General features: G+C 71.5%; 22 protein-coding genes. 10 read left to right on the top strand and 12 right to left on the bottom strand.

The genetic code is table 11. The annotated features are described in order from the left end of the window. The gene (locus tag F0U47_RS01040; protein WP_149748459.1) at positions 1-3789 is read left to right on the top strand and encodes a multifunctional oxoglutarate decarboxylase/oxoglutarate dehydrogenase thiamine pyrophosphate-binding subunit/dihydrolipoyllysine-residue succinyltransferase subunit; all 3789 of its coding nucleotides are present in this window, start codon (positions 1-3) and stop codon (positions 3787-3789) included. A gap of 16 nt (positions 3790-3805) precedes the next feature. Beyond that, positions 3806-3982 carry a DUF6104 family protein gene (locus F0U47_RS20950; protein WP_182481276.1) on the top strand — a complete coding sequence of 59 codons (177 nt, stop codon included), beginning with the start codon at positions 3806-3808 and terminating at the stop codon, positions 3980-3982. On the opposite strand, the gene F0U47_RS01035 is transcribed toward F0U47_RS20950, so the two are convergent. Beyond that, positions 3979-6174 carry an MMPL family transporter gene (locus F0U47_RS01035; RefSeq protein WP_149748458.1) on the bottom strand — a complete coding sequence of 732 codons (2196 nt, stop codon included), beginning with the start codon at positions 6172-6174 and terminating at the stop codon, positions 3979-3981. The genes F0U47_RS20950 and F0U47_RS01035 overlap by 4 nt on opposite strands. A gap of 89 nt (positions 6175-6263) precedes the next feature. Here F0U47_RS01035 and F0U47_RS01030 point away from each other — a divergent pair, with 89 nt between their 5' ends. Genes F0U47_RS01030 through F0U47_RS01020 form a run of 3 tightly spaced genes read left to right on the top strand, consistent with a single transcriptional unit; the run spans position 6264 to position 8231 of the window. Next, positions 6264-6926: a TetR/AcrR family transcriptional regulator gene (locus F0U47_RS01030; RefSeq protein ID WP_149748457.1), complete on the top strand. Its 663-nt coding sequence runs from the start codon at positions 6264-6266 to the stop codon at positions 6924-6926. 16 nt (positions 6927-6942) lie between these two features. Then, entirely contained in the window at positions 6943-7620 is a 678-nt protein-coding gene (locus F0U47_RS01025) for a hypothetical protein (RefSeq protein ID WP_149748456.1), read from the top strand. Further along, positions 7617-8231 (top strand): acetoacetate decarboxylase family protein, encoded by a 615-nt coding sequence (locus F0U47_RS01020; RefSeq protein ID WP_149748455.1) that lies wholly within the window; start codon positions 7617-7619, stop codon positions 8229-8231. Before F0U47_RS01025 ends, F0U47_RS01020 begins: the two co-directional genes overlap by 4 nt. Here the strand turns inward: F0U47_RS01020 and F0U47_RS01015 are convergent. From F0U47_RS01015 to F0U47_RS01000, 4 genes are read right to left on the bottom strand one after another with little or no spacing between them, the layout of a single operon-like run. Then, positions 8228-8506: an HPr family phosphocarrier protein gene (locus F0U47_RS01015; protein WP_149748454.1), complete on the bottom strand. Its 279-nt coding sequence runs from the start codon at positions 8504-8506 to the stop codon at positions 8228-8230. The genes F0U47_RS01020 and F0U47_RS01015 overlap by 4 nt on opposite strands. A gap of 27 nt (positions 8507-8533) precedes the next feature. Further along, the gene (locus F0U47_RS01010; protein ID WP_149748453.1) at positions 8534-10546 is read right to left on the bottom strand and encodes a PTS fructose transporter subunit IIABC; all 2013 of its coding nucleotides are present in this window, start codon (positions 10544-10546) and stop codon (positions 8534-8536) included. Beyond that, the gene (locus F0U47_RS01005) at positions 10534-11529 is read right to left on the bottom strand and encodes a 1-phosphofructokinase family hexose kinase (protein WP_149748452.1); all 996 of its coding nucleotides are present in this window, start codon (positions 11527-11529) and stop codon (positions 10534-10536) included. Before F0U47_RS01005 ends, F0U47_RS01010 begins: the two co-directional genes overlap by 13 nt. Beyond that, positions 11526-12293, bottom strand: a complete 768-nt coding sequence (locus F0U47_RS01000; protein WP_149748451.1) for a DeoR/GlpR family DNA-binding transcription regulator — start codon at positions 12291-12293, stop codon at positions 11526-11528. Before F0U47_RS01000 ends, F0U47_RS01005 begins: the two co-directional genes overlap by 4 nt. 89 nt (positions 12294-12382) lie before the next feature. Here F0U47_RS01000 and ptsP point away from each other — a divergent pair, with 89 nt between their 5' ends. Then, complete coding sequence (gene ptsP, locus F0U47_RS00995; RefSeq protein ID WP_149748450.1) at positions 12383-14053, top strand: phosphoenolpyruvate--protein phosphotransferase; 1671 nt, start codon at positions 12383-12385, stop codon at positions 14051-14053. A gap of 7 nt (positions 14054-14060) precedes the next feature. On the opposite strand, the gene F0U47_RS00990 is transcribed toward ptsP, so the two are convergent. Genes F0U47_RS00990 through F0U47_RS00980 form a run of 3 tightly spaced genes read right to left on the bottom strand, consistent with a single transcriptional unit; the run spans position 14061 to position 16568 of the window. Then, complete coding sequence (locus F0U47_RS00990; protein ID WP_149748449.1) at positions 14061-14294, bottom strand: hypothetical protein; 234 nt, start codon at positions 14292-14294, stop codon at positions 14061-14063. Between the two features lie 23 nt (positions 14295-14317). After that, complete coding sequence (locus F0U47_RS00985) at positions 14318-15469, bottom strand: fatty acid desaturase family protein (RefSeq protein WP_149748448.1); 1152 nt, start codon at positions 15467-15469, stop codon at positions 14318-14320. 10 nt (positions 15470-15479) lie between these two features. Continuing rightward, positions 15480-16568, bottom strand: a complete 1089-nt coding sequence (locus F0U47_RS00980; protein ID WP_149748447.1) for a ferredoxin reductase — start codon at positions 16566-16568, stop codon at positions 15480-15482. 126 nt (positions 16569-16694) lie between these two features. Here F0U47_RS00980 and F0U47_RS00975 point away from each other — a divergent pair, with 126 nt between their 5' ends. Further along, positions 16695-17336, top strand: coding sequence for a TetR family transcriptional regulator (locus F0U47_RS00975; RefSeq protein ID WP_246159357.1), 642 nt, complete (start codon positions 16695-16697; stop codon positions 17334-17336). A 62-nt stretch (positions 17337-17398) separates the two neighbouring features. Here F0U47_RS00975 and F0U47_RS00970 read toward each other — a convergent pair whose 3' ends face one another. From F0U47_RS00970 to F0U47_RS00955, 4 genes are all read right to left on the bottom strand, one after another. Beyond that, positions 17399-18895, bottom strand: a complete 1497-nt coding sequence (locus tag F0U47_RS00970) for an MDR family MFS transporter (protein WP_149748446.1) — start codon at positions 18893-18895, stop codon at positions 17399-17401. A 217-nt stretch (positions 18896-19112) separates the two neighbouring features. Next, positions 19113-20081, bottom strand: coding sequence for a zinc-binding dehydrogenase (locus tag F0U47_RS00965; RefSeq protein WP_149748445.1), 969 nt, complete (start codon positions 20079-20081; stop codon positions 19113-19115). A 43-nt stretch (positions 20082-20124) separates the two neighbouring features. Then, positions 20125-21240: an NAD(P)-dependent malic enzyme gene (locus F0U47_RS00960; protein ID WP_149749065.1), complete on the bottom strand. Its 1116-nt coding sequence runs from the start codon at positions 21238-21240 to the stop codon at positions 20125-20127. A gap of 146 nt (positions 21241-21386) precedes the next feature. Then, on the bottom strand, positions 21387-21740 hold the full coding sequence (locus F0U47_RS00955) for a S24 family peptidase (protein ID WP_246159356.1): 354 nt from the start codon (positions 21738-21740) through the stop codon (positions 21387-21389). A gap of 65 nt (positions 21741-21805) precedes the next feature. On the opposite strand from F0U47_RS00955, the gene sodN reads away from it, so the two are divergent. Genes sodN through F0U47_RS00940 form a run of 3 tightly spaced genes read left to right on the top strand, consistent with a single transcriptional unit; the run spans position 21806 to position 23437 of the window. After that, the gene (gene sodN / locus F0U47_RS00950) at positions 21806-22207 is read left to right on the top strand and encodes a superoxide dismutase, Ni (RefSeq protein WP_149748444.1); all 402 of its coding nucleotides are present in this window, start codon (positions 21806-21808) and stop codon (positions 22205-22207) included. After that, the gene (locus F0U47_RS00945; protein WP_149748443.1) at positions 22204-22623 is read left to right on the top strand and encodes an ATP-binding protein; all 420 of its coding nucleotides are present in this window, start codon (positions 22204-22206) and stop codon (positions 22621-22623) included. Before sodN ends, F0U47_RS00945 begins: the two co-directional genes overlap by 4 nt. A gap of 1 nt (position 22624) precedes the next feature. Next, on the top strand, positions 22625-23437 hold the full coding sequence (locus F0U47_RS00940) for an RNA polymerase sigma factor SigF (protein ID WP_149748442.1): 813 nt from the start codon (positions 22625-22627) through the stop codon (positions 23435-23437). Positions 23438-23444 lie beyond the last annotated feature (7 nt).

Here is a 23444-nt window from a genome sequence, read left to right as displayed (position 1 = left end):
GTGTCGCAATCGACAGGCCAGCAGTCCAGCACCCCTGACTTCGGAGCCAACGAGTGGCTCGTGGAGGAGATGAAGGAGCGGTTCGACGCCGATCCGACCAGCGTCGATCCCGAGTGGGCGGCGTACTTCGGCGGCGCCCCCAAGCCCGGCGGCAACGGCCAGCAGGCCCCCGCCGAGACCTCCTCCGCTGCTAGTCCCGCTGCCAGTCCCGCTGCCAGTTCCGCTGCTCCGTCCACTGCGCCGCCGACCCCTGCCGCGAAGCCCGCCGAGGCGCCCGCGCAGCCGGCCCAGACCGCTGCCCCGTCCTCCGCCCAGACCGCCGCCCGCCCCGCCCCGAAGGCGAAGCCGGCGCCGCAGGTCAGCCCGGCCTCGCAGACCACGCCGACCCCGTCCACCGACACGAAGCCGACGCCGAAGGACGCCCCCAGGCCGGCGCCGGCCGCGGCCAGCGACGAGCCGACCTACACCGTGCTCCGCGGCATCGGCGCGGCGACCGCGAAGAACATGGACATCTCGCTGACGGTGCCGACCGCGACCTCGGTCCGCCAGGTCCCCGTCAAGCTGCTGTGGGACAACCGCATCGTCATCAACAGCCACCTCGCCCGTGCCCGCGGCGGCAAGGTGTCGTTCACCCACATCATCGGCTACGCCATCGTCCAGGCGCTCAAGGCGATGCCGGAGATGAACAACTCCTACATGGAGAAGGACGGCAAGCCGACGATGGTGAGCCCGGCTCACATCAACCTCGGCATCGCGATCGACCAGCAGAAGCCCGACGGCACCCGCCAGCTCGTGGCGCCGTCGATCAAGGCCTGCGAGGCGATGGACTTCGCGGGCTTCTGGACCGCCTACGAGGAGATGATCCGCAAGGCGCGGGACAACAAGCTCACCATGGAGGACTACTCCGGCACGACGGTGAGCCTGACGAACGTCGGCGGGCTCGGCACCGTGCACTCGGTCCCGCGGCTGATGGCCGGCCAGGCCGCGATCATCGGCGTCGGCGCGATGGAGTACCCCGCCGCCTGGCAGGGCGCGTCCGAGGTGGCGCTCGCCCGCAACGGCATCAGCAAGGTCATGTCGCTCACGTCGACCTACGACCACCGGGTCATCCAGGGCGCTCAGTCCGGCGAGTTCCTCAAGCGCGTCCACCAGCTGCTGCTCGGCGAGGACGGCTTCTACGACGGCATCTTCCGTGCCCTGCGGATCCCCTACGAGCCGATCCGCTGGAACTCCGACATCGCGACCTCGCACGACGACGAGATCGACAAGCAGGCGCGGATCCTCGAGCTGATCCACGCCTACCGCGTGCGCGGCCACCTGATGGCCGACACCGACCCGCTGGAGTACAAGCAGCGCAGCCACCCCGACCTGCGGATCGAGTCGCACGGCCTCACCCTGTGGGACCTCGACCGGGAGTTCCCCACCGGCGAGTTCGGCGGTTCCGGGCGCCGGTTCATGAAGCTGCGCCACATCCTCGGCATCCTGCGCGACTCGTACTGCCGCACCACCGGCATCGAGTACATGCACATCATGGATCCCGAGCAGCGCCGCTGGATCCAGGAGCGGGTCGAACGCCCGCACACCAAGGAGCCCCGCGAGGAGCAGCTCCGGATCCTGCAGAAGCTCAACGCGGCCGAGGCCTTCGAGACGTTCCTGCAGACGAAGTTCGTCGGCCAGAAGCGGTTCTCCCTCGAGGGCGGCGAGACCACGGTCCCCGTCGTCGACGAGATCTGCGAGGCGGCCGCCCAGGCCGGCCTCGACGAGGTGACCATCGGCATGGCCCACCGCGGCCGGCTCAACGTGCTGGCCAACATCGTCGGCAAGTCCTACAACCAGATCTTCCGCGAGTTCGAGGGCAACATCGACCCGCGTACGGTCCAGGGCTCCGGCGACGTGAAGTACCACCTCGGCGCCGAGGGCGAGTTCTCCGCCGGCACCGGCGAGAAGATCAAGGTGTCGGTCGCCGCGAACCCGAGCCACCTCGAGACCGTCGACCCGGTCCTGGAGGGCATCGCCCGCGCGAAGCAGGACGTCCTCGACCAGGGCGAGGCGTTCCCGGTCCTCCCGCTGCTCCTCCACGGCGATGCCGCGTTCGCCGGCCAGGGCGTGGTCGCGGAGACGCTGAACCTCTCCCAGCTGCGCGGCTACCGCACCGGCGGCACCATCCACCTGGTCATCAACAACCAGGTCGGGTTCACGACGTCCCCCGGCTCGTCCCGCTCCTCGCTCTACTGCACCGACGTCGCGCGGATGGTCCAGGCGCCGATCTTCCACGTCAACGGCGACGACCCGGAGGCCTGCATCCGGGTGGCTCGGCTGGCGTTCGAGTACCGCCAGGCGTTCCACAGCGACGTCGTCATCGACCTGGTCTGCTACCGCCGCCGCGGTCACAACGAGGGCGACGACCCGTCGTACACGCAGCCGCTGATGTACGACCTGATCGAGCAGAAGCGCTCGGTGCGCAAGCTCTACACCGAGTCCCTCATCGGTCGTGGCGACATCACGATCGAGGAGGCCGAACAGGTCATCCGCGACTACCAGGCCCAGCTGGAGCGGGTGTTCACCGAGGTCCGCGAGGCAGACGCGACGCCGACGTCGTGGACGACCGTGCCGGACTACCCGGACAAGCCGGCCGGGGAGACCCAGACCGCGGTGCCGTTCGAGACCCTCAAGGCGATCGCCGACGCCTACGTCAGCCCGCCGGACGGGTTCACCGTGCATCCGAAGGTGATGCCGCAGCTCCAGCGCCGGGCCGCTGCGATCACGGACGGCCCGATCGACTGGGGCACCGGCGAGATGCTCGCCTTCGGCGCGCTGCTCATGGACGGCCGGCCGGTGCGGCTCGCCGGCCAGGACTCGCGGCGTGGCACCTTCGTCCAGCGGTTCGCGACGATCATCGACCGGATCAACGCCGACGAGTGGACGCCGCTGTCCAACCTGACCGAGGACCAGGCGAAGTTCCACGCCTACGACTCGCTGCTCTCGGAGTACGCCGCGCTCGGGTTCGAGTACGGCTACTCCGTCGCCCGCCCCGAGGCGCTCGTGCTCTGGGAGGCGCAGTTCGGCGACTTCGTCAACGGCGCCCAGACGATCATCGACGAGTACATCTCCGCCGGGAAGACCAAGTGGGGCCAGGACTCCGGTGTGGTCCTGCTGCTGCCGCACGGCTACGAGGGCCAGGGCGCCGACCACTCCTCGGCGCGCATCGAGCGGTTCCTCACGCTGTGCGCCGACGAGGCGATGGTGGTCGCCCAGCCGTCGACGCCCGCGTCGCACTTCCACCTGCTGCGCTCGCACTCGCTCGGCGGTGAGCACAAGCCGCTCATCATCTTCACGCCGAAGTCGATGCTCAAGCGCAAGGAGGCGGCCTCCCAGCCGAGCGACTTCACCTCCGGTTCCTTCCGCCCGGTGATCGGCGACGACACGGCCGACCCGGCGAAGGTGTCGACGGTCATGCTCGTGTCCGGTCGGCTCACCTGGGACCTGGTCGTGGAGCGCACGAAGAGCAACCGCGAGGACGTCGCCATCGTCCGCGTCGAGCGCCTCTACCCGTGGCCGGTCGAGGAGCTCAAGGCCGAGCTCGCGAAGTACCCCGACGCCAAGGTCAAGTGGGTGCAGGACGAGCCGTTCAACCAGGGTCCCTGGCCGTCGTACTCCCTCAATGTGGTGCCGCAGCTCGAGCGCCCCGTCGAGCCGGTGACCCGTCCGGCGTCGTCGACGACGGCGGTCGGTACGGCGAAGCGGCACCTCGAGGAGGCCAAGGTCCTCATCGGCAAGGCCTTCGAGTAGCCGACCGCCTGTCGAGATGTACTTCACCGATCGCGGCATCGAGGAGCTCGAGCAACGCCGGGGTGACGAGGAGGTCACCCTGGCGTGGCTCGCCGAGCGGCTCCAGGAGTTCACCGACGTGCATCCCGAGTTCGAGACCGCCGTCGAGCGGTTCGCGACCTGGCTCGCCCGGCTCGACGACCCGGACGACTAGCGGGACGCGGTCGCGAGCTCCTTCACCGGCTCCTCCGACAGCCCGACCCGGCGGTGCAGCACCCGGAGCGGCGCCGGCGCCCACCATGCCCACTCCCCCAGCAGCCGGATGCCGGCCGGGAGCAGCACGCCCCGCACCACCGTGGCGTCGATCAGGATCGCCAGTCCCGTGCCGAGGCCGAAGAACTGGATGAAGCTGATGTCGCTCACCAGGAACGCGAAGAAGCTGATCGCGATCAGGACGGCGGCAGTGCTGACGATCCGGCCGGTGTGGGCGAGCCCGCGGATGACGGCCTCGTCGTTGTCGAGCCCGAGGTCGCGCATCTCCTTGATCCGGCCGAGCACGAACACCTCGTAGTCCATCGACAGCCCGAAGGCGACGCAGAACAGCAGCATCAGCATGCTGGTGTCCATCGGCAGCGGCGTGAAGCCGAGCAGCCCGCTGAGGTGGCCCTCCTGGAACACCCAGACCATCGCACCCAGCGTCGCGGCGAGGCCGATCGCGTTGAGGACCAGCGCCCGTAGCGGCTGGACGATGCTGCCCGTGAAGAGGAACAGGATCACCAGCGTGGCCGCGGCGAGCCAGCCGAGAACGATCGGCAGCCGGCTGCCGATCGCCGCCATGCTGTCGCGCAGCTCGGCGGTGTTGCCACCGACCAGGACCTCGGTGCCATCCGGTCCAGGCAGGGCCCGCACGTCCTCCACCAGGTCGCGTGCCGCGGCCGACCGGACGTCGTGGTCGGTGACGACGGCGACGCGCTCGGCGTCGACGCCGGGCGGCTCCGGCATCGGCGGCGGGCCGGCGTCCGAGGCACTGCCTGCGGCGAAGCTGCCGACGCGGGTGTCCACCCGCACCACACCGGGGACCTCCGAGAGTTCCGTGGCGTACGACGACAGGGCGTCGTCGTCGAGCCGGGACGTGGCCACCACCTCGATCGGGCTGCTCCCGTCCGCGGAGAACTCCTCGCGGAGCAGGTCGCCGGCCTGCCGGCCGGTCGCACTCGTCGGCAGCACCCGGTCGTCGGGCGTGCCGAAGGTGATCCCGAGCAGCGGGACCGCCATCAGTGCGAGCACGGCCAGCACCGGCAGCGAGCTCAGCACGGGCCGGCGGGTGACGAGCGAGGCCAGCCGGGCCCACGACCGGGCCTCTCCTCCGCGGATCCCGCGCACGCCGGGCACCCGCCAGGCGTCGACGCGGTCGCCGAGAAGCGCCAGCCCGGCCGGCAGCAGCACGATCGCGCTGATCGCCGTGATCGCCATGACCGCGATGCCGGCGTACGCGAACGAGCGGAGGAAGTAGAGCGGGAAGACGAGCAGCGAGGCCAGGGCGACCGCGACCGTGGTCGCGCTGAAGAAGATCGTCCGCCCGGCGGTCTCGACGGCGCGTACGACGGCAGCGTCTGCTGCGAGCCCGGCGGCGCGTTCCTCACGCACCCGCGCGACCATCAGCAACCCGTAGTCGACGGCAAGACCGAGGCCCAGGCCGGTGGTGAGGTTGACCGAGTAGATCGACACGTCGGTCAGCGAGCCCAGGATCGAGAGCTCCGCGAAGGTCCCCAGGATCGCGGTCATGCCGATCGCGAGGGTCACCAGGGCGCCGACGCCGTTGCCGAAAGCGAGCACCAGCAGCACGAGGATGAGCGGGATCGCGATGCTCTCGGCGAGCCCGAGGTCGGAGCCGATCTGATCCCCCACCTGCTCGCCGACGGCTTCCGGCCCGCCGATGTCGACGGTGAGGCCGTCCATGCCCTCGGAGCCCTCGCCGTACTCATCGAGGACCGCCGCCGGGTCGGACTCCTCACCCGCCGCCACCGAGGCGGTGATGAGCGCGTGCTGCCCGTCCTCCGACCGCATCGACGGCGCGCCCGTGTCGAAGTAGGAGGCGACGTCGGCCAGCCCCGGGTCCTGGCGGAGCCGCTCGGTGAGCTCGCGGCCGGCCGCGGAGGCGTCGTCGCCGTCGACGGTGCCGTCCTCGGCCGTCACGACGAAGAGGTAGTCGGCGGACCCGCCGAACTCGTCGGCGAGGACAGCCGCCGCCCGGCTGCTCTCCGAGGCCGGGTCGTCGAAGCCCTCGGTCTGGAGCTTCCCGAAGGCGGAGACGCCGAGGTAGCCCGCGGCGAGGACGGCGAGCAGACCGACCGCGAGGACGAGCCGGGCGCGGGTGGTGACGAGGATTCCGATGCGATGGAACATGAGGGCCCCTGGAACGAAGAAATGTGTGCGCTTGTAAACTTTGCTGGCGTTAACTTGGCATAAATGTGGTCAGGTGTCAACATGGACCCGTGACCGAGACGACGGACCGCCGCAGCTACCACCACGGCGACCTGCGCAACGCACTCGTCCGCGCTGCGGCCGACCTGGCCGAGGAGGGCGGGCCGGAGGCGATCACGATCCGCGCGGCGGCCCGGATCGCCGGCGTCACACCGACAGCGACCTACCGGCACTTCGCCAACCAGGTCGACCTGCTCTGCGCTGCGAGGGACGACGCGATGGAGCGGATGGCCGCGGTGATCATCGACCTCGTCCCGCCCCCCGCGCCGGACGCCGACCCGGCGACGGTGGCCGTCGACCGGATCACCGCCGCGGGCCGCGGCTACGTCCGCTTCGCCGTCGAGCAGCCGGGGCTGTTCCGCACCGCCTTCTGCCCGGTGCGGGAGACCGACGACGAGGTCGCGCCGCTCGACGAACGGCTCGCCGCGTCGCCGCCGTACGCGTTCCTCTCGGCTGCCCTCGACGGCCTCGTCGACGCGGGGCTGATGGACCCCGCGCAGCGTCCCGGCGCCGAGGCCGGCGCCTGGGCTGCCGTCCACGGACTGTCCCTGCTGCTGATCGACGGGCCCTACCGCGACGCCGACGCCGCCGCGCGCGACGCCGTCGTGGACATCACGCTCGGCATGGTGGTCCGCGGGCTCACCGGCGGACGGGCCGACTGCGCGCGCCGCTGAGCAGTAGCCTGCGCGGGTGACCGACGACGACGTCATCGACTACGGCGCCTGGGGCGTGGAGTTCTTCCATCGCGCCGTGACCGAGGAGCGGGTGCTCCGGGGGGTGAACGTCCTCTCGGGGAGGCGGATCGACGTCGGGCCGATGGGCGTCGGCCCGGGGCGCCTGGTCAAGGTCACCGCCACCGGGCAGATCGGCACCGCGACGGGCCACCGGATCAGCGACGAGCCGGTGGCCCTCCAGGTCACCCTGCCCGTCCCGCTGGAGTTCACGATCGACCTCGGCATGGACAAGCAGCGCTTCCGGGCGGACATCGACGTGCCGCTGCTGATCACCGTCCACGCTCGCGAGGACCTCGCCATCGTCCTCGACATCACCCCGCCCACGGCATCGCAGGTCAAGGTGCAGCTCGAGGGCGAGGGGCTCCGCGCGCAGGTCCTCAAGGTCGCCGCCGGGGTCGAGGGCGAGCTCCGTCGCTTCGTGGCCAAGTACGTCGCGAAGGAGCTCACGAAGCCCTACGTGAAGGACGCGACCCTCATTGACGTCAGCGCCGCGATCGAGCGCGCCTCACGCGGGATGGGCCCGAAGGACGACAGGAGCGTCGGCGATGAGGTGACCCAGGACTTCGAGCCGGCGCTCGAGGACGAGATCCGCGAGCACGCCGACCTCTTCGTCCCCGAGGAGCCGCCGGCATGAACGACGAGCCCACCTACCCGCCGGCCCCGTGGCGGATGCACGGTTCGCTGTGGCTGACCGCGTTCCGGCTGCCCACCGACGTGGACGAACGACACCCCGCCGGCACCTACGGCGTCGCGCTGGTCGACTACGTCGAGCCCAGTCCGTTGACGTACGGCGAGCTGCTGATCGCGCGCACGACCCGCACCGAGGACGGCACCCGCGCCGTGACCATCACCGACATCTGGGTGGACTCCCCCGCGTCGATGGCCGGCGGACGGGCGCTCTGGGCCATCCCGAAGGAGCTCTGCGACTTCGACCTGGAGAGCTCGTTCCGCGGGCCGGTCTCCCGCACGGACTGGAGCGCCACGATCGATCGGAGAGCGGTCGTCGACGCGTCCTTCACCGACGTCTCCCGGATCGCGCCCCGGGCACCGTCGAAGGGCGTGGTGGTGCAGCCGCCCATCGACGACCACACCGAGCCGATCACCGTGACGATGACCGGCTCGGCGAAGGCGCTCCCCTGCCGGGGCCGCTGGAGGTTCGCCCCGGACGGGCCGCTGGCGTTCCTGCGCGGGGCCCGCCAGCTGGCGTCGTTCCGGATGGCGTCGTTCCGGCTGTCGTTCGACTAGGCCGGGTTGGGGGCGTCCTCGGCGTCGAGGTCCTGCACGACGAGCGCGGCGATCGCCTCGACGTCCGCCTCGACGTCGCCCGACACCTCGACGGTGTCGCCGTTGGCCGCACCGAGGGTCATGATGAGCAGCGCCGAGCTGGCGTCGACAGGCTCGTCACCGGGGATGCCGATCAGCACCTCGGAGTCGAGCTCCATCGCGGCCTCGGAGATGATCGCGGCGGGGCGGGCGTGGAGGCCGATGGCGGAGCCGACGACGACGGACCTGCTGGGCATGGTGTTTCCTCTCGGTTGGACGGACGGTCAGACGGTGACGAGCTCGGGCTCGGCGGCCCGGGCGCTGCCGACGGACTTGAGGGCGATGACGCTGGCGGCGGCGACGAGCACTCCCGCCACGAGGGCGATCGCGAACCCGAGCACCCCGTCGACGGCGAACAGCACGAAGACGCCGCCGTGGGGAGCGCGCAGGCTGACGTCGAACGCCTGGGCGAGGCCGCCGGTGACGGCGCTGCCGAGCATGATCGACGGGATCACCCGCAGCGGGTCGGCGGCGGCGAACGGGATCGCGCCCTCGGTGATGAACGACGCGCCCATCAGCCAGGCGGCCTTGCCGTTCTCGCGCTCCGGGATGGTGAACAGCCCGGGCCGGACGACGGTGGCGAGCGCCAGCGCGAGCGGCGGGACCATGCCGGCGAGCATGACCGCGGCCATGATCTTGAGCTCGGGCGCGTCCGACGACGTGGCCGCCGCACCCAGACCGGTGGTCGCGAAAGCGTAGGCGACCTTGTTGAGCGGACCGCCCATGTCGAACGCCATCATCAGGCCGAGGATGACGCCGAGCACGATCGCCGAGCCGCCGCTGAGGGAGCCGAGACCGTCGTTGAGCGCCTCCATCAGCTTGCCGAGGGGCCGGGCCAGGACGACCACCATGATCACGCCCGACACGAGGGTCGCGACGAGCGGGATCACGAGGACCGGCATGAGCCCGCGGGCCCAGCTCGGCACCTGGAAGGAGGCGACCCAGTGGGCGACGAGGCCGGCGATGACACCGCCGACGATGCCGCCGAGGAACCCGGCGCCGATGAAGCCGGCGACGGCGCCCATCACGAAGCCGGGCGCGATGCCCGGGCGATCGGCGATCGCGTAGGCGATGTAACCGGCGAGCGCCGGCACCAGGAACCCGAAGGACAGGGCGCCGAGCTTGAAGAGGAGCGCTCCGAGGTACGCCGCCAGCGCGCTGTCGAACAGCGCGTGCTCGAGGCCGACGTCTCCGAGGTCGGGCAGGTTGAAGATGGTGTTCTCGGCCAGGATCTGGTCGGCCGGCCCGGTGATCTCGTAGCCGCCGAGCAGGAACCCGAGTGCGATCAGCAGGCCGCCGGCCGCCACGAACGGGATCATGTAGGAGACGCCGGTCATCAGCACGCGGCGCACCCGGCCGCCCCACGACTCCCCTGCGGTGGTCGCACCACCGGTCTCGTCGTGACCGCCGCCCTCGACGCGCGGCGCGCCCGGGTCGTCGGCGTAGCGGAGCGCCTCGGCGATCATCGCGTCGCCGTCGTCGATCGGCCGCTTCACGCCGGAGGTGACCACCGGCTTGCCGGCGAACCGGACGCGGTCCCGCACCCCGACGTCGGCCGCGAAGATCACGGCGTCCGCAGCGTCGATCGTGGCCCGGGGCAGCGGCTTCGAGCCCGCCGACCCCTGGGTCTCGACGGCGATCTGCACGCCGGCCCGGCCGGCGGCCGCCTCGAGGGCCTCCGCCGCCATGTAGGTGTGGGCGATGCCCGTGGGGCACGACGTGACGGCCACGAGCCGCCGTCCCGCCGGCGCGGCAGCCTTCTCCTCGGCGGACTCTGGTGCCGGGGAGTCCTCGACGACACCGCCGACGATCGACACGACCTCGGCGGGGGTGGCCGCGGTCCGCAGCGCGTCGGTGAACGCAGGCTTGACCAGCGCCCGGGCGAGCTTGGTGAGGATCTGGAGGTGGGTGTTGCCGCCTCCCTCGGGAGCCGCGATCAGGAACACCAGCTCCGCCGGGCCGTCCTTGGCCCCGAAGTCGACGCTCGGGGCGAGCCGCGCGAACGCGACCGTCGGGACCGAGACCGTCTCGGTCCGGCAGTGCGGGATGGCGATGCCGTCCTTCATGCCGGTCGCGGCCTTCGCCTCGCGGGCGAGCAGGTCGCGCTGGAGCACGGAGACGTCCTCCGCACGGCCGGCGTCGGTGACGACCGCGGCCAGCGCGGCGATCACCGTCTCCTTGTCCGCACCGAGGTCGGCATCGAGCCGGACCAGGTCGGGCGTGATCAGTTCTGCCATGACGGTGTTCCTCCGGGGGTGGGGCTCGGCAGTGCGTCGAGCGGTCGGACCCGGACCTCGGCGGTCCGGACATCGGTGGGGGTCGGCGCGGTGGTGCCGGGAAGGCCGGCCGCGGCGGCGCCGTACGCCACGGCGCTGGCGAGCCGCTCCGGCGCACTCGCGCCGCGGAGCTCGGCCAGCAGGTAGCCGAACAGGCTCGCGTCGCCCGCACCGACGGTGCTGACGACGGTGATCGGGGGCGGGCTGGCGTGCCACGCGCCGGTGGCGTCGACCAGCACCGCCCCGGCCGCCCCCAGCGTGGCCAGGACCGCACCGGCGGCCGTGCCGACCAGGGTGGCCGCCGCCGCGGCTGCCGCAGCGGGGTCTGCCTCGAGCGCGTCTGCGTCCCCGCCGGTCACGGACGCGAGCTCCTCCGCGTTGGGCTTGATCAGGTCGGGCGCCGCGGCGCCACCGGCCGCGAGCAGCGCGCCGAGCGGCTCCTCGCTGGTGTCCACGGCGAACCGGTGGCCCTGGGCCCGCAGCGCGGAGCCGAGCCGGGCGTACCAGTCGGCGTCCGCACCGGGCGGCAGCGACCCGGCGAGCACGACCCAGCGGGGGCGCGCCGACGCCGCGGCGTCGAGCACGATCTCGGCGAGCTCGGCGAGGTCGGTGGGCCCGACCGTCGCGCCGGCCGTGTTGATCTTCGTGGTGGTGCCGTCGGGCTCGCTGATGGTGAGGTTGATGCGCATGGGCCCCGCCGGCGGCGCAGGGCGTACGGCGACGCCGGCGTGCTCGAGCTCGGTGACGAAGCCGTCGTCCGCCGCGACCGGGAGCACGGCGAGCGTCGGCACTCCCGCTGCGACGCACGCCCGGGAGATGTTGACGCCCTTGCCGCCGGGCTGGAACAGGACGGCGTCCGCCCGGTGCACGGCGCCCGGGCGGAGCGAGCCGGGCAGCATGACTGTGCGGTCGATGCTGGGGTTGGGCGTCACGGTGAGGATCACGCGACCACGACCTCGACGCCGGCGGAGACCAGCTCCTTGCGCTGGCTGCCATCGATCTCGCTGTCGGTGACGAGCACGTCGACCTCGTCGGTGGCGGCGAACCGCACCGTCGTCTCGACGCCCACCTTGGTGGCGTCCGCGAGGACGACCACGTGGCGCGCAGCCCCCACGATCGCCCGCTTGGTGGCCGCTTCCGTCGCGTCCGGGGTCGAGAAGCCGTGGCCGACGGTGACTCCGTTCGTGCCGACGAACGCGAGGTCGACCCGCAGCTGGCCCAGCGCGGCCACGGTCTCGGGGCCGACGGCCGCCTGGGTCGCGGGCCGGACCGTGCCCGGCAGCAGGTGCAGCTCCACCGCCGGGTTCACGACGAGCCGCGCGGCGACGGGCACCGAGTGCGTGAAGACGACCAGCCGCCGGTCCCGCGGCAGGGCCTCGGCGAGCCGGGCGGTCGTGCTGCCGGCGTCGAGGAGGATCGACCCGCCCGCCGGCGGCAGCAGCTCGAGGGCGGTGCGGGCGATCGCCTCCTTCTCTGCAGGGCGGGCGGCGTCACGCTCGGCGAGGCCGTACTCGAGCGAGGTGAGCGCCGACGCCGGCACCGCTCCCCCGTGCACCCTCCGGACCAGGCCCAGGGCCTCGAGCGCCGACAGGTCCCGGCGCACGGTCTCGGTCGTCACGTCGTACTCGCTCGCGAGCTCGGCGACGGACAGCCGGCCGCGCGCGGCGACGGCGCGAGCCATGGCCTGCTGCCGCTCCTCTGCGTACACCTGGGACCTCCCGAATCGAATCTGTGTTTATGTTGTTTTATGCCCGAATCTGTTGCTTGTCAAGGGTGTCGCATGGTTAAGTTGTGAGCATGGTCACCACGATCCACGGCACTCCGGTCGTCCCGGGGCTCGCGCACGGACCGGTCCTCGTCGCCGCCGCCGACGTCTCCGCGGGAGCCGTCGCGGCCTACGGCGACGGCGGTCACGCGGACGCCGCCGCGGCCCTGGCGGCCTACGACGAAGCGGTCGCCCAGGTGGCCGACGGCTTCCGCGCGAAGGCGGCGGCGAGCAGTGGCGCGACTGCCGAGGTCCTCACGGCGAGCGCGGGGCTGGCCACCGACCGCGGACTGCGCGGCGCCGTCCGGAAGAACCTCAACGCCGGCCAGCCCCTCCTCCCCGCCCTCGAGGCGGCGGTCGACCAGTTCGTCACGATCTTCGCGGGGATGGGCGGCCTGATGGCGGAACGGGTCACCGACCTGCGCGACATCCACACCCGGGTGCTCGCCCGCCTGGTCGGGGAGCCCGAGCCGGGCGTGCCGGTGCCGACCTCACCGTCGGTCCTGGTGGCCGCCGACCTCGCCCCTGCCGACACCGCCGGCCTCGACCCGTCGTTCGTGGTGGCGATCGTGACCGAGCGCGGCGGGCCGACCAGCCACACCGCGATCATCGCCCGCCAGCTCGGCATCCCGTGCGTGGTGGGAGCCGCCGGCGCGATCGCAGCGCTCGACGGGCACACCGCCCTCGTGGACGGCCGGACGGGTGCCATCGAGGTCGACCCCGACGAGGATCAGGCGGGGAAGCGGGTCAAGGAGGACCTCGCCGAGCGCGCGGTCCTCGCGACGTGGTCCGGCCCCGGACAGACCGCCGACGGCCGCCCGGTCAAGCTGCTCGCGAACGTCGCCGACGCGGCGTCCGCGAGCGCCGCGACCTCCGAGCCGGTCAGCGGGATCGGCCTGTTCCGCACCGAGCTGTGCTTCCTCGACCGCGACACCGAGCCGGACGTGGACGAGCAGGCGGCGATCTACACCAGCGTGCTGGAGCCGTTCGCGAGCGAGGGGAAGCACGTCGTCGTACGGACGCTCGACGCCGGCTCCGACAAGCCGATCGCGTTCGCGACCCATCCCGACGAGGAGAATCCCGCGCTCGGGGTCCGCGGCCTGCGGCTGTCCTTCGCCGACCCCGGCCTCCTGCACCGGCAGCTCGACGCGATCGCGATCGCGGCCGAGCGCAGCGGCACCGAGTGCTGGGTGATGGCGCCGATGGTGGCGACCGTCGCGGAGGCCCGTGGGTTCGGCGAGGCCGCGCGGGAGCGCGGCCTCAAGCCGGGGGTCATGGTCGAGGTGCCGAGTGCGGCGCTGCTCGCCCACAAGATCCTCGAGGAGGTCGACTTCCTCTCGATCGGCACCAACGACCTCACGCAGTACACGATGGCGGCGGACCGGATGGCGACCGACCTCGCCCACCTCACCGACCCGTGGCAGCCGGCGGTCCTCCAGCTGGTCGCGATCGCGGCCGAGGCCGGGCGCCAGGCCGGCAAGCCGGTCGGCGTCTGCGGCGAGGCGGCTGCCGACCCGCTGCTGGCGTGCGTGCTGGTCGGCCTCGGCATCACGTCGCTGTCGATGGCGGCCGCGGCGGTGCGCCCGGTCGGCGCCCGGGTCGCCGACGTGACCCTGGGCCGGTGCGAGGAGATGGCAGAGGCGGCACTCGCGGCGGTGGATCCTGCCACCGCCCGCGAGGCCGCCCTGGCCGTGCTGCGTTGATCCCGGTCTAGATCTCGTCGTCCGGGAGGTCGACGTGTCGGTCCATCGCCCGCTTGGAGGCGTCGCGGATCTCGAACAGCTCCGTCGCCAGCCCGCCGAGCGCGCCGGCGACGTCCTTGACGGCGCTGGTGATGATCGTCGCGACCTCACCGACCGTGCCGATCGCCGCCTCCGCGCCGGCCTGCATGGCGTCCTTGGAGATCTCGGCCTTGCTCAGGTGGTCCTGACCCTCGGACTTCATGGGGACAGTCTGACGCCTGTCGCTCACGCGGCCAACGGCGTCTCGGCCGCGGTCGCCTCCGGCGCCGGCCGGGGCGACCGGGTCGGCAGCGAGAGCCGGAAGATCTTCTTCGCGACGCTGAAGAGCTGCTGGTGCAGCGGGCCCGCGTTGTACTGCAGGCCGTACCGCTCGCAGATCTCCCGCACCTCGACGGCGATCTCGGGGTAGCGCCGTGCCGGGATGTCCGGGAACAGGTGGTGCTCGATCTGGTGGCTCAGGTTGCCGCTCATCACGTGCATCAGCTTGCTGCCGGTGATGTTGGCCGAGCCCAGCAGCTGGCGGTAGTACCACCCGCCGCGCGACTCGTCCTCGGTCTCCTCGACTGTGAAGGTCGCCACGCCGGCCGGGAAGTGGCCGCAGAAGATGATGTTGAACGTCCAGACGTTGCGGATCAGGTTCGCGACCGCGTTGCCCGCCAGCGTCGAGACGAAGAACGGTCCGGTGAGCAGCGGGTAGACGAGGTAGTCCTTGGCGACCTGCTTGCGGACCTTGCGCCAGATGCGCGCCGCGATCTGGCGGTTCTCCGCCCAGGTACGACGGCCGGCGACGACCTCCTCGACCTCGAGGTCGTGCAGAGCCACGCCCCACTCGAAGAACGTCATCAGCAGGAACGCGTAGAGCGGGTTGCCCAGGTAGTAGGGCCGCCACTCCTGCTCCTCGTCCATGCGGAGGATGCCGTAGCCCACGTCGCGGTCCTTGCCCACGATGTTGGTGTAGGTGTGGTGCATGTAGTTGTGGCCGTACTTCCAGTTCTCACTGGGGGCCATCGTGTCCCACTCGAACATCCGCGAGTTGAGGCCGGGGTCGCCCATCCAGTCGTACTGGCCGTGCATGACGTTGTGGCCGATCTCCATGTTGTCGAGGATCTTCGACACGGAGAGCGCCGCCACAGCGGCCGGCCACAGCGGCGGGACGTAGAACATCACGCGGCCGGCGACCTCGAAGCCGCGCTGATACTTCACGACCTTGCGGATGTAGCTCGCGTCCGCCTCGCCGAGGTCGGCGACGATGCGCTGGCGGATCGCGTCCATCTCCTCGCCGAACGCGTCGAGCTGCTCGGCAGTGAGGGTGTACTTCGGGCTGAGCTCCTTGTCGGTGCGCGTCTTCACCGGGGGCTTGTCGATGGTGATGCTCATGTCAGTCCTTTCAGAGCTCCACTGCGCAGTCGCCCTCGGGCGAGCTGACGCAGATGCGGATGTCTTCGTCGGGCAGGGAGGAGGTCTCACCGGTCAGCACGTTGCGGACGGTGCCCTCCAGCTTGGTGGCCGTGCAGGAGAAGCAGATGCCCATCCGGCAGCCGAACGTCGGGTTCAGGCCAGCGGCCTCGGCCTGCTCGAGCAGGGTCGCGCCGGAGTTGGCGGCAGTGGCGCCGGAGCGGGTGAACGAGATGTCGCCCTCGGCGTTCCCGTTGCCGACCGCCGGCGGCTTGAAGTACTCCACGCGCAAGGCGTCCGAGCCGTCGTACGCCCCGTGCACCGCGTTGATCAGCGGCGCCGGACCGCAGGCCCAGGTGGGCACGTCGCGGTAGCCGGGCACGAGCCGCTCGAGGTAGGCGGGCGACAGCGCCGGGTCGCCGAGCTCGGGGTGGAGCAGGTGCACGTCGATGCCGTAGCCCGAACGCCGGATCTCCTCCAGCTCGGCCGCGAAGATCTGGTGGTCGGGGCTCTGCGCGTAGTGCAGGAAGGTGACCCGCCCGCGGTGGGTACGACGCTGCAGGGACCGCAGCATCGACATCACCGGCGTGATGCCGGAGCCGCCGGAGATGAACACGACGTGGTCCGGGACGTGGTCGGGGAGGACGAACTCCCCCCGCGCCTGCGACAGGTGGACCATCGTGCCGACGGTCGCCCGCTCGACGAGGTAGCGCGAGACGACCCCGTCGGGGTTGGCCCGCATCGTGATCGTGAACCGGTCGCCGGCCTTCGAGTCGGGGCTGGACACGGTGAAGACGCGCGTCGTACGACGAGCGCCATCGACCTCGACGCCCAGCTGGACGTGCTGCCCGGCCCGGTGGCCCCGCCAGGTCGAGGTCGGCTGCAGGGTGATCGTGGCGACCGGCGGGTGGCCCGGGACGTCGACCTCACGGGTGATGTCGACGATCCGGGCGCGGACCTCGTTCGCGGCCCACATCGGGTTGACCAGCTCGAGGTAGCGGTCGACCCCGTGCGGGGTGGCCAGGGCGGCGGCGAAGCGGGAGCGCAAGACCCGGGTGGTCGCGTCAGCGACGATGCTCATCGGGAACCTCTCCGGAAGTTTGGGTGTACGTGTGTACACCAAGAACACTGCCGGGTTGGCCGGTGGCTACGCAAGCACCGCGGGACGTGAGGGTGCACACATGTTCACTCACGGTAGGCTGGGGTAGTGACCGAGACCCGCATCGAGCGCAAGGAACGCACTCGTCGTGCGATCCTCGACGCGGCGCTCGAGCTGTGCGAGAGGCAGCCGTTGGCAGCCCTCTCGCTGCGTCAGGTCGCCAAGCAGGTCGGCATCGTCCCGACCGCGTTCTACCGCCACTTCGAGTCGATCGACGAGCTCGGGCTCGCCCTCGTGGACGAGTCGTTCACCTCGCTCCGGGACCTGCTGCGGTCCGCTCGCACCTTCGACTCACCCCCCGCGTCCGACCGGGCGCTGTTCCTCGCCGTCGTCGACAACTCCGTCAAGGCCCTGGTGACCCACGTGCCCAAGGCCGACCGGCACTTCCGGTTCATCGCCCGCGAGCGGCTCGCCGGCCCGGCGCCGGTCCGTGCGGCCGTGCGCCACCAGCTCGAGCTCATCGAGCGCGAGCTGGCCACCGACATCGCCCGGGTCCCCGGTGCGGGCGGCTGGTCCGGGGAGGACCTCTTGATCCTCGCCAACCTGCTCGTCAACGCGATGCTGTCCCACGCCGAGGAGATCGCCCTCGCGGGAGGTCGCGAGGACGTTGTGCGCCGCATCGAGGGCGTCGCCCGCCGCCAGCTCCACATCGTGCTGATCGGCGCACTGAGCTGGGACTCGTCCCGCTGACATGACGCCGACCCGGCTCGTTCGCACGAGCCGGGTCGACGTAGCGACGTGGCGGGTGGGCCTCAGTGCCCGACGGGAGCGCCCTCCGGGGCCTCGACCCGCGACGGCAGCATGAGCGACAGCACCACCACGGCGACACCGATGACGGCGCCGACGGCGAACGCCCACTGCAGGCCTCCGACCACTGCCTCGGCGTCGCCCGCACCGGTGCCCAGCAGGTGCTCCTTGCGGTTCTGCATCACGACCACCAGCACCGCCGTGCCGACCGCGCCGGCCACCTGCTGCAGGGTCCCGAGCAGCGAGCTGCCGTGGGAGTAGAGCTGCGGCGGCAGGTCGCCCAGGCCGAGTGTGAAGACCGGCGTGAAGATCGCCGCCAGGCACGCCATCAACACGACGTGGACGCCGAGGATCTGCCAGTACGGAGTGTCCACGCCGATCCGGCTCAGGGCGCCCAGCGCGGCGACCATCCCGATCGAGCCGGGGATCACCAGCGGTCGCGAGCCGAACCTGTCGTAGAGCTTCCCGACCTGGGGGCCGAGCAGGCCCATCGCGAGGCCACCCGGCATCACCAGCAGGCCGGTCTGCAGCTCGGACAGCCCCCGCAGGTTCTGCAGGTAGAGCGGCAGCAGGATCATCGATCCGAGGAACGCCATGAAGCCGGCGGACATGAGCAGCAGGGAGACGGCGTAGGTGCGGTGCTTCAGCGTGCGCAGGTCGAGCAGCGGCACGTCGGTCCGCTGCAGCTTGAGCTGGTAGGCGACGAAGGCCCCCACCAGCAGCACACCGGCGAGCACGAGCATGGTGACGCTCGACGCGGACCCGTTGCCGATCTCGCTGAGCCCGTAGACCAGCGTGGCGAAGCCGCCCGCGGCCAGCACGACGCTGAGCCAGCTCACCGAGCTGACCTGCGCCTCACCGACGTTCTCCAGTTGGCGCATCCCGGCGATGGCAACCAGAGCGGCCACCGGCAGCACGAACACGAAGATCAGCCGCCACGAGCCGAGGTCGAGGATGACGCCGGAGACGGCCGGGCCGAGAGCCGGCGCGCAGGAGATCGCCAGGGTGACCTGGCCCATCACCCGGCCGCGGTCGGTCTCGGGGACGACGGTCATCAGCGTCGTCATGAGCAGCGGCATCATGACCGCGGTGCCACCGGCCTGGATGACGCGGCCGGCGAGGAGCACCTCGTAGGCCGGCGCGACCGCGGCGAGCGCCGTGCCGGCGCAGAAGGTCGCCATAGCGACGGCGTACGCCGACCGCGTGCTCACCCGCTGGAGGAACCAGCCGGTCAGCGGGATGACCGCGGCCATCGTCAGCATGAACGCGGTGGACAGCCACTGCGCGCTCCGCTCGTCGATCGAGAAGTCAGCCATCAGCCGCGGGATCGCGTTGATCATGATGGTCTCGTTGAGGATCACGACGAACGTGGCGGCCACCAGCAGCTTGATCACGAGCGGCGTCTTGCCGGGGGTGCCGGCGAACTCCTGCTCGAACTCGGCGACGTCGGCTGCGGGGCACTCCTCCGGGGTGAGGCCTCCAGCCTCGGTGGGCACAGTCATCTCTGGGTCCTGTCTTCGTCGGGGGTGCGGGAGCCGGCCTGCTCGCCGGGCTCGCCGTTCATGGAGTCCACGAACGGGCGATGCCTACTTCGACACTTCGGAGCGACATTTCTCATCGCTCGGGTCGCAACGCGTCGGCAGGCTCCATGCTTCCCGACAGCACCGACAGCGCGCCAAGCATTTCTTGCTCAGTCGCGCCGCACGAGCGCCACGGGCGTCAGCGCGTCAGGACGACCTTGCCGAAGATGTCCCCGGAGGCCATCGCGGCGAACCCGTCGCGGGCGTCCTCCATCGCCACCGTGCGGTCGATCACCGGCCGCACGCCGGTCGCGTCGAGCATCGTGACGAGCGACGCCAGCTCGTCGCGTGTGCCCATCGTCGAGCCGATCACGCTGAGCTGGAGGAAGAAGATGTGGCTCAGCATCGCGTCGTCGAGCTTCGGGCCCGACGTGGTGCCCGAGATGACCAGCTTGCCGCCCGGCCGCAGCGATCGGATCGAGTGCTGCCACGTCGCGCGACCCACCGTCTCCATCACCGCGTCGACCTTGAGGGGCAGCCGCTCGCCGGACTCGAAGACCTCGTGCGCGCCGAGCTCGAGCGCCTTGGCGCGCTTGGACTCGTCACGGCTGGTCGTCAGGACGCGGAGGCCGCCGGCGCGGGCCAGCGCGATCAGCGCAGTCGCGACGCCGCCGCCGGCGCCCTGGACCAGCACCGTGTCGCCGGCCTTGAGGCCGCCCTGGGTGAAGAGCATCCGGTACGCCGTCAGCCATGCCGTGGGGAGGCAGGCAGCCTCCTCGAACGACAGCGACGCGGGCTTCGGCACGACATTGCGGCGGGGTACGACGACCCGCTCCGCGAACGTGCCCTGGTGCCGCTCCGAGAGCAGCGACCGCCGCGGGTCGAGCGTCTCGTCGCCTGCCCAGTCGGGGCTGCTCACGACCGCGTGGACGACGACCTCGTTGCCGTCCTCGTCGAAGCCCGCGGCGTCGCAGCCGAGGATCATCGGCAGCGCGTCCTCCTTGAGACCCACGCCGCGCAGCGACCACAGGTCGTGGTGGTTCAGCGACGCGGCCTTCACCGTGATCGTCGTCCAGCCGTCGGGCGCCTCCGGCTCGGGACGCTCGCCGAGCACGAGGCCGGAGAGCGGGTCGTCGGTGCTGAAGGACTCTGCGTAGACGGCGAACATGCGTCGAACGCTATCGGTGGTTCGAGGCCCGACCGCCGATGGGTCAGATCCGCGCGACCCCGTCACGCCGGGCAGCGGCAGCGACCGCCGCGGCGACGGCGGGGCCCACCCGCGGGTCGAACGGCGACGGGATGACCAGGTCCTCGGTGACGTCGTCGCCCACGAGATCGGCGAGGGCCTGCGCGGCAGCGACCTTCATGCCCTCGGTGATCGCGGAGGCGTGCACGTCGAACGCGCCGCGGAAGATGCCGGGGAACGCGAGCACGTTGTTGATCTGGTTGGGGAAGTCCGATCGCCCGGTGGCCACGACGCGGGCGTGGCGGTGCGCGACGTCGGGGTGCACCTCGGGGTTGGGGTTGGCCATCGCGAAGATGATCGCGTCGTCGGCCATCGTCGCGACGACCTCCTCGGGCACCGTGCCGCCGGACACGCCCACGTAGACGTCTGCGCCGGCGAACGCGTCGGCCAGCGTGCCGCTGCGACCGGTACGGTCGGCGGTGAGCTCGGCGAGGGCCTTCTTCGAAGGGGTCAGGTCGTGACGGTCGGAGCTGACCACGCCCTTGCGGTCGGTCACGACCAGGTCCTTGATGCCGGCCTCGAGCAGGATCTTCGCGATCGCGACGCCGGCGGCCCCCGCGCCGGAGATGACGACCCGCGTCGACTCGGCGTTGCGACCGGTGATCTTCAGCGCGTTGGTGAGCGCGGCGAGCGTGACCACGGCGGTGCCGTGCTGGTCGTCGTGGAAGACCGGGATGTCGAGGCGCTCCTTGAGGCGGTCCTCGATCTCGAAGCACCTCGGCGCCGAGATGTCCTCGAGGTTGATGCCGCCGAAGCTCGGCGCCAGGCGCACCACGGTCTCGATGATCTCGTCGACGTCGGTCGTGGCCAGACAGATCGGGACGCCGTCGACGCCGCCGAACTGCTTGAACAGCACGGCCTTGCCCTCCATCACGGGCATCGCCGCCGCCGGACCGATGTCGCCCAGGCCCAGGACCGCAGTGCCGTCGGTGACGATGGCGACCGTGTTGGGCACCCACGTGTAGTGGCGGGTCAGCCCCGGGTCGGCCGCGATCGCCTCGCACACCTCGGCGACGCCGGGCGTGTAGGCCAGCGAGAGATCCGCCTTGTCGGTGAGGCCGACGGTCGAGACCGTCTCCATCTTGCCGCCCTGGTGCAGGTCGAAGACCGGCTCACCCGCGCGCGGGTGCGAGGAAGGGACGTCGGCGGACACAAACCACGATTCTTCCACAGCGCGCACCGGTCGCGGGCCGACGTCCCGCAGACGGCGCGCACCCGTGACCGGCCTCACAGCCTCCGCGGTCGGGGCCACAACCGGGCCAGGACGACGCCGACGACGTCCGTCGCCGGCACCACGCCCCGGTGCCGCGAGTCCACTCCCTCGTCCGGGTTGTCGGAGAGCAGCCACCAGCCGTCGGCGCGCACCTCGACCGCCCGCTTGACCGCGACCGTGCCGTCGGCGAACCGCGCCACGACCACCCGCCCGGGGCGGGGCTTCGCGCGGTGGCGGAGGACCAGCCGGTCCCCCGGCGCCAGCGTCGGCAGCATCGAGTCGCCGCGCACGACCGCGAGCCCGAGGGGTACGGCGAAGCCGGATCCGCCCTCGCTCGGCGTACGCCCCTCGTTTCGGCTCCTCGCCACGGCGAGTAGTGTCGCAGCCCGAGGGTAACGCCCTCCTACATACCTGATCACGAGGAAGGACCCGCATGCTCTCGCGTCTCTTTGCCCCCACCATCGAGGTGTCCGCCCACTGCGACCTGCCCTGCGGCGTCTACGACCCGGCCCAGGCCCGGATCGAGGCTGAGTCGGTCAAGGCGATCGTCCAGAAGGCGCTCGACAGCGACGACCCGGACTTCCGGACCCGCGCGATCCTGATCAAGGAGCAGCGCTCGGAGCTGGTCAAGCACCACCTGTGGGTGCTGTGGACCGACTACTTCAAGCCGCCGCACTTCGAGAAGTACCCCGAGCTGCACACGCTCGTGAACGAGGCGACCAAGCTCGCCGGCGCCACCGGCACCAAGGGCACCCTCGACATCGGCAAGGCCGACGAGCTGCTGGCCAAGATCGACGAGATCGCCAAGATCTTCTGGGAGACGAAGCAGGCATGATCACCAGTGGCGTGGGCGCCCGTTCCGACGTCGAGCTGCGGCTGCCGGCGGACGGCGCCTACGCCGCTGTGCTCCGCACGCTGACCGCCGGCCTCGCGGCGCGCCTGGACTTCACGATGGACGACATCGAGGACCTGCGGATCGCCGTGAGCGAGGTCGCCGCGATGGTCCTCGACGAGGCCGACGCCGGCGCCGACCTGGTCTGCCGGTTCCGCCTCGAGCCCGGCGAGCTCCGGCTCGACTGCAGCACCACGGCGGCGGACCCGGCCCGCCCCGACTACGACAGCTTCGGCTGGCAGGTGCTGACGACCCTCACCACCGACGCCAGCGTCGAAGCCGCGCCCGGCACCTATGCCGTCCGCATCGCCCTGCGGTCGTCCCTCGACCCTGCGGTGATCGACGGCGCCGGGTTGTGAGATGACGGAGGTCGACTCTCGGGACAGCGGACGTTCCGCTGCCCTCGACGCGACCCGGCGCGAGAACGCCCGGCTGTTCGCAGTCTTCCGCGACGACGGCGCATCCGACGCCGAGCGCGACAGCGCCCGGGAGGCGCTGGTCCACCTCCACCTGCCGTTGGTGGAGCACTGCGCGCGCCGGTTCCGCAACCGGGGCGAGCCGTTCGAGGACCTGGTGCAGGTCGGCACGATCGGGCTGATCAAGTCCGTCGACCGGTTCGACACCGACCGCGGGGTGGAGTTCTCCACCTACGCGACGCCGACGATCATCGGCGAGATCAAGCGCTACTTCCGCGACAAGGGCTGGGCCATCCGGGTTCCCCGCCGGCTCCAGGAGCTGCGGATGCAGATCAGCGCGTCCACTGCCGAGCTCACCCAGTCGCTCGGCCGCTCCCCCACGCCCCGTGAGATCGCCGAGGCGATCGGCTGCTCGGTGGAGGAGATCGTCGAGGGCCTGGAGTCGAGCAACGCCTACGCCACGCTCTCCCTCGACGCGGGCGACGACTCCGACGGTGCTGACGGGGGCGGCCAGAGCATGCTCGACGCGATCGGCATCGACGACGAGGGGCTCGAGCAGGTCGAGATCCGTGAGTCGGTGAAGCCCCTGCTCGAGAGCCTGCCGCCCCGGGAGAAGCGGATCCTGCTGCTGCGATTCTTCAAGAACATGACCCAGTCGCAGATCGCCGCCGAGATCGGCGTCTCCCAGATGCATGTCTCCCGGCTGCTCACCCGCACGCTCGAGCAGCTCCGCGCGTCCCTCGAGGCCGACGACTAGGACTGGG

The organism is Nocardioides antri (genome assembly GCF_008373765.1).
Classification (GTDB): domain Bacteria; phylum Actinomycetota; class Actinomycetes; order Propionibacteriales; family Nocardioidaceae; genus Nocardioides; species Nocardioides antri.
The sequence above is the reverse complement of the archived record's forward strand: the minus strand, read 5'-3'. Positions and strand labels throughout refer to the sequence as shown.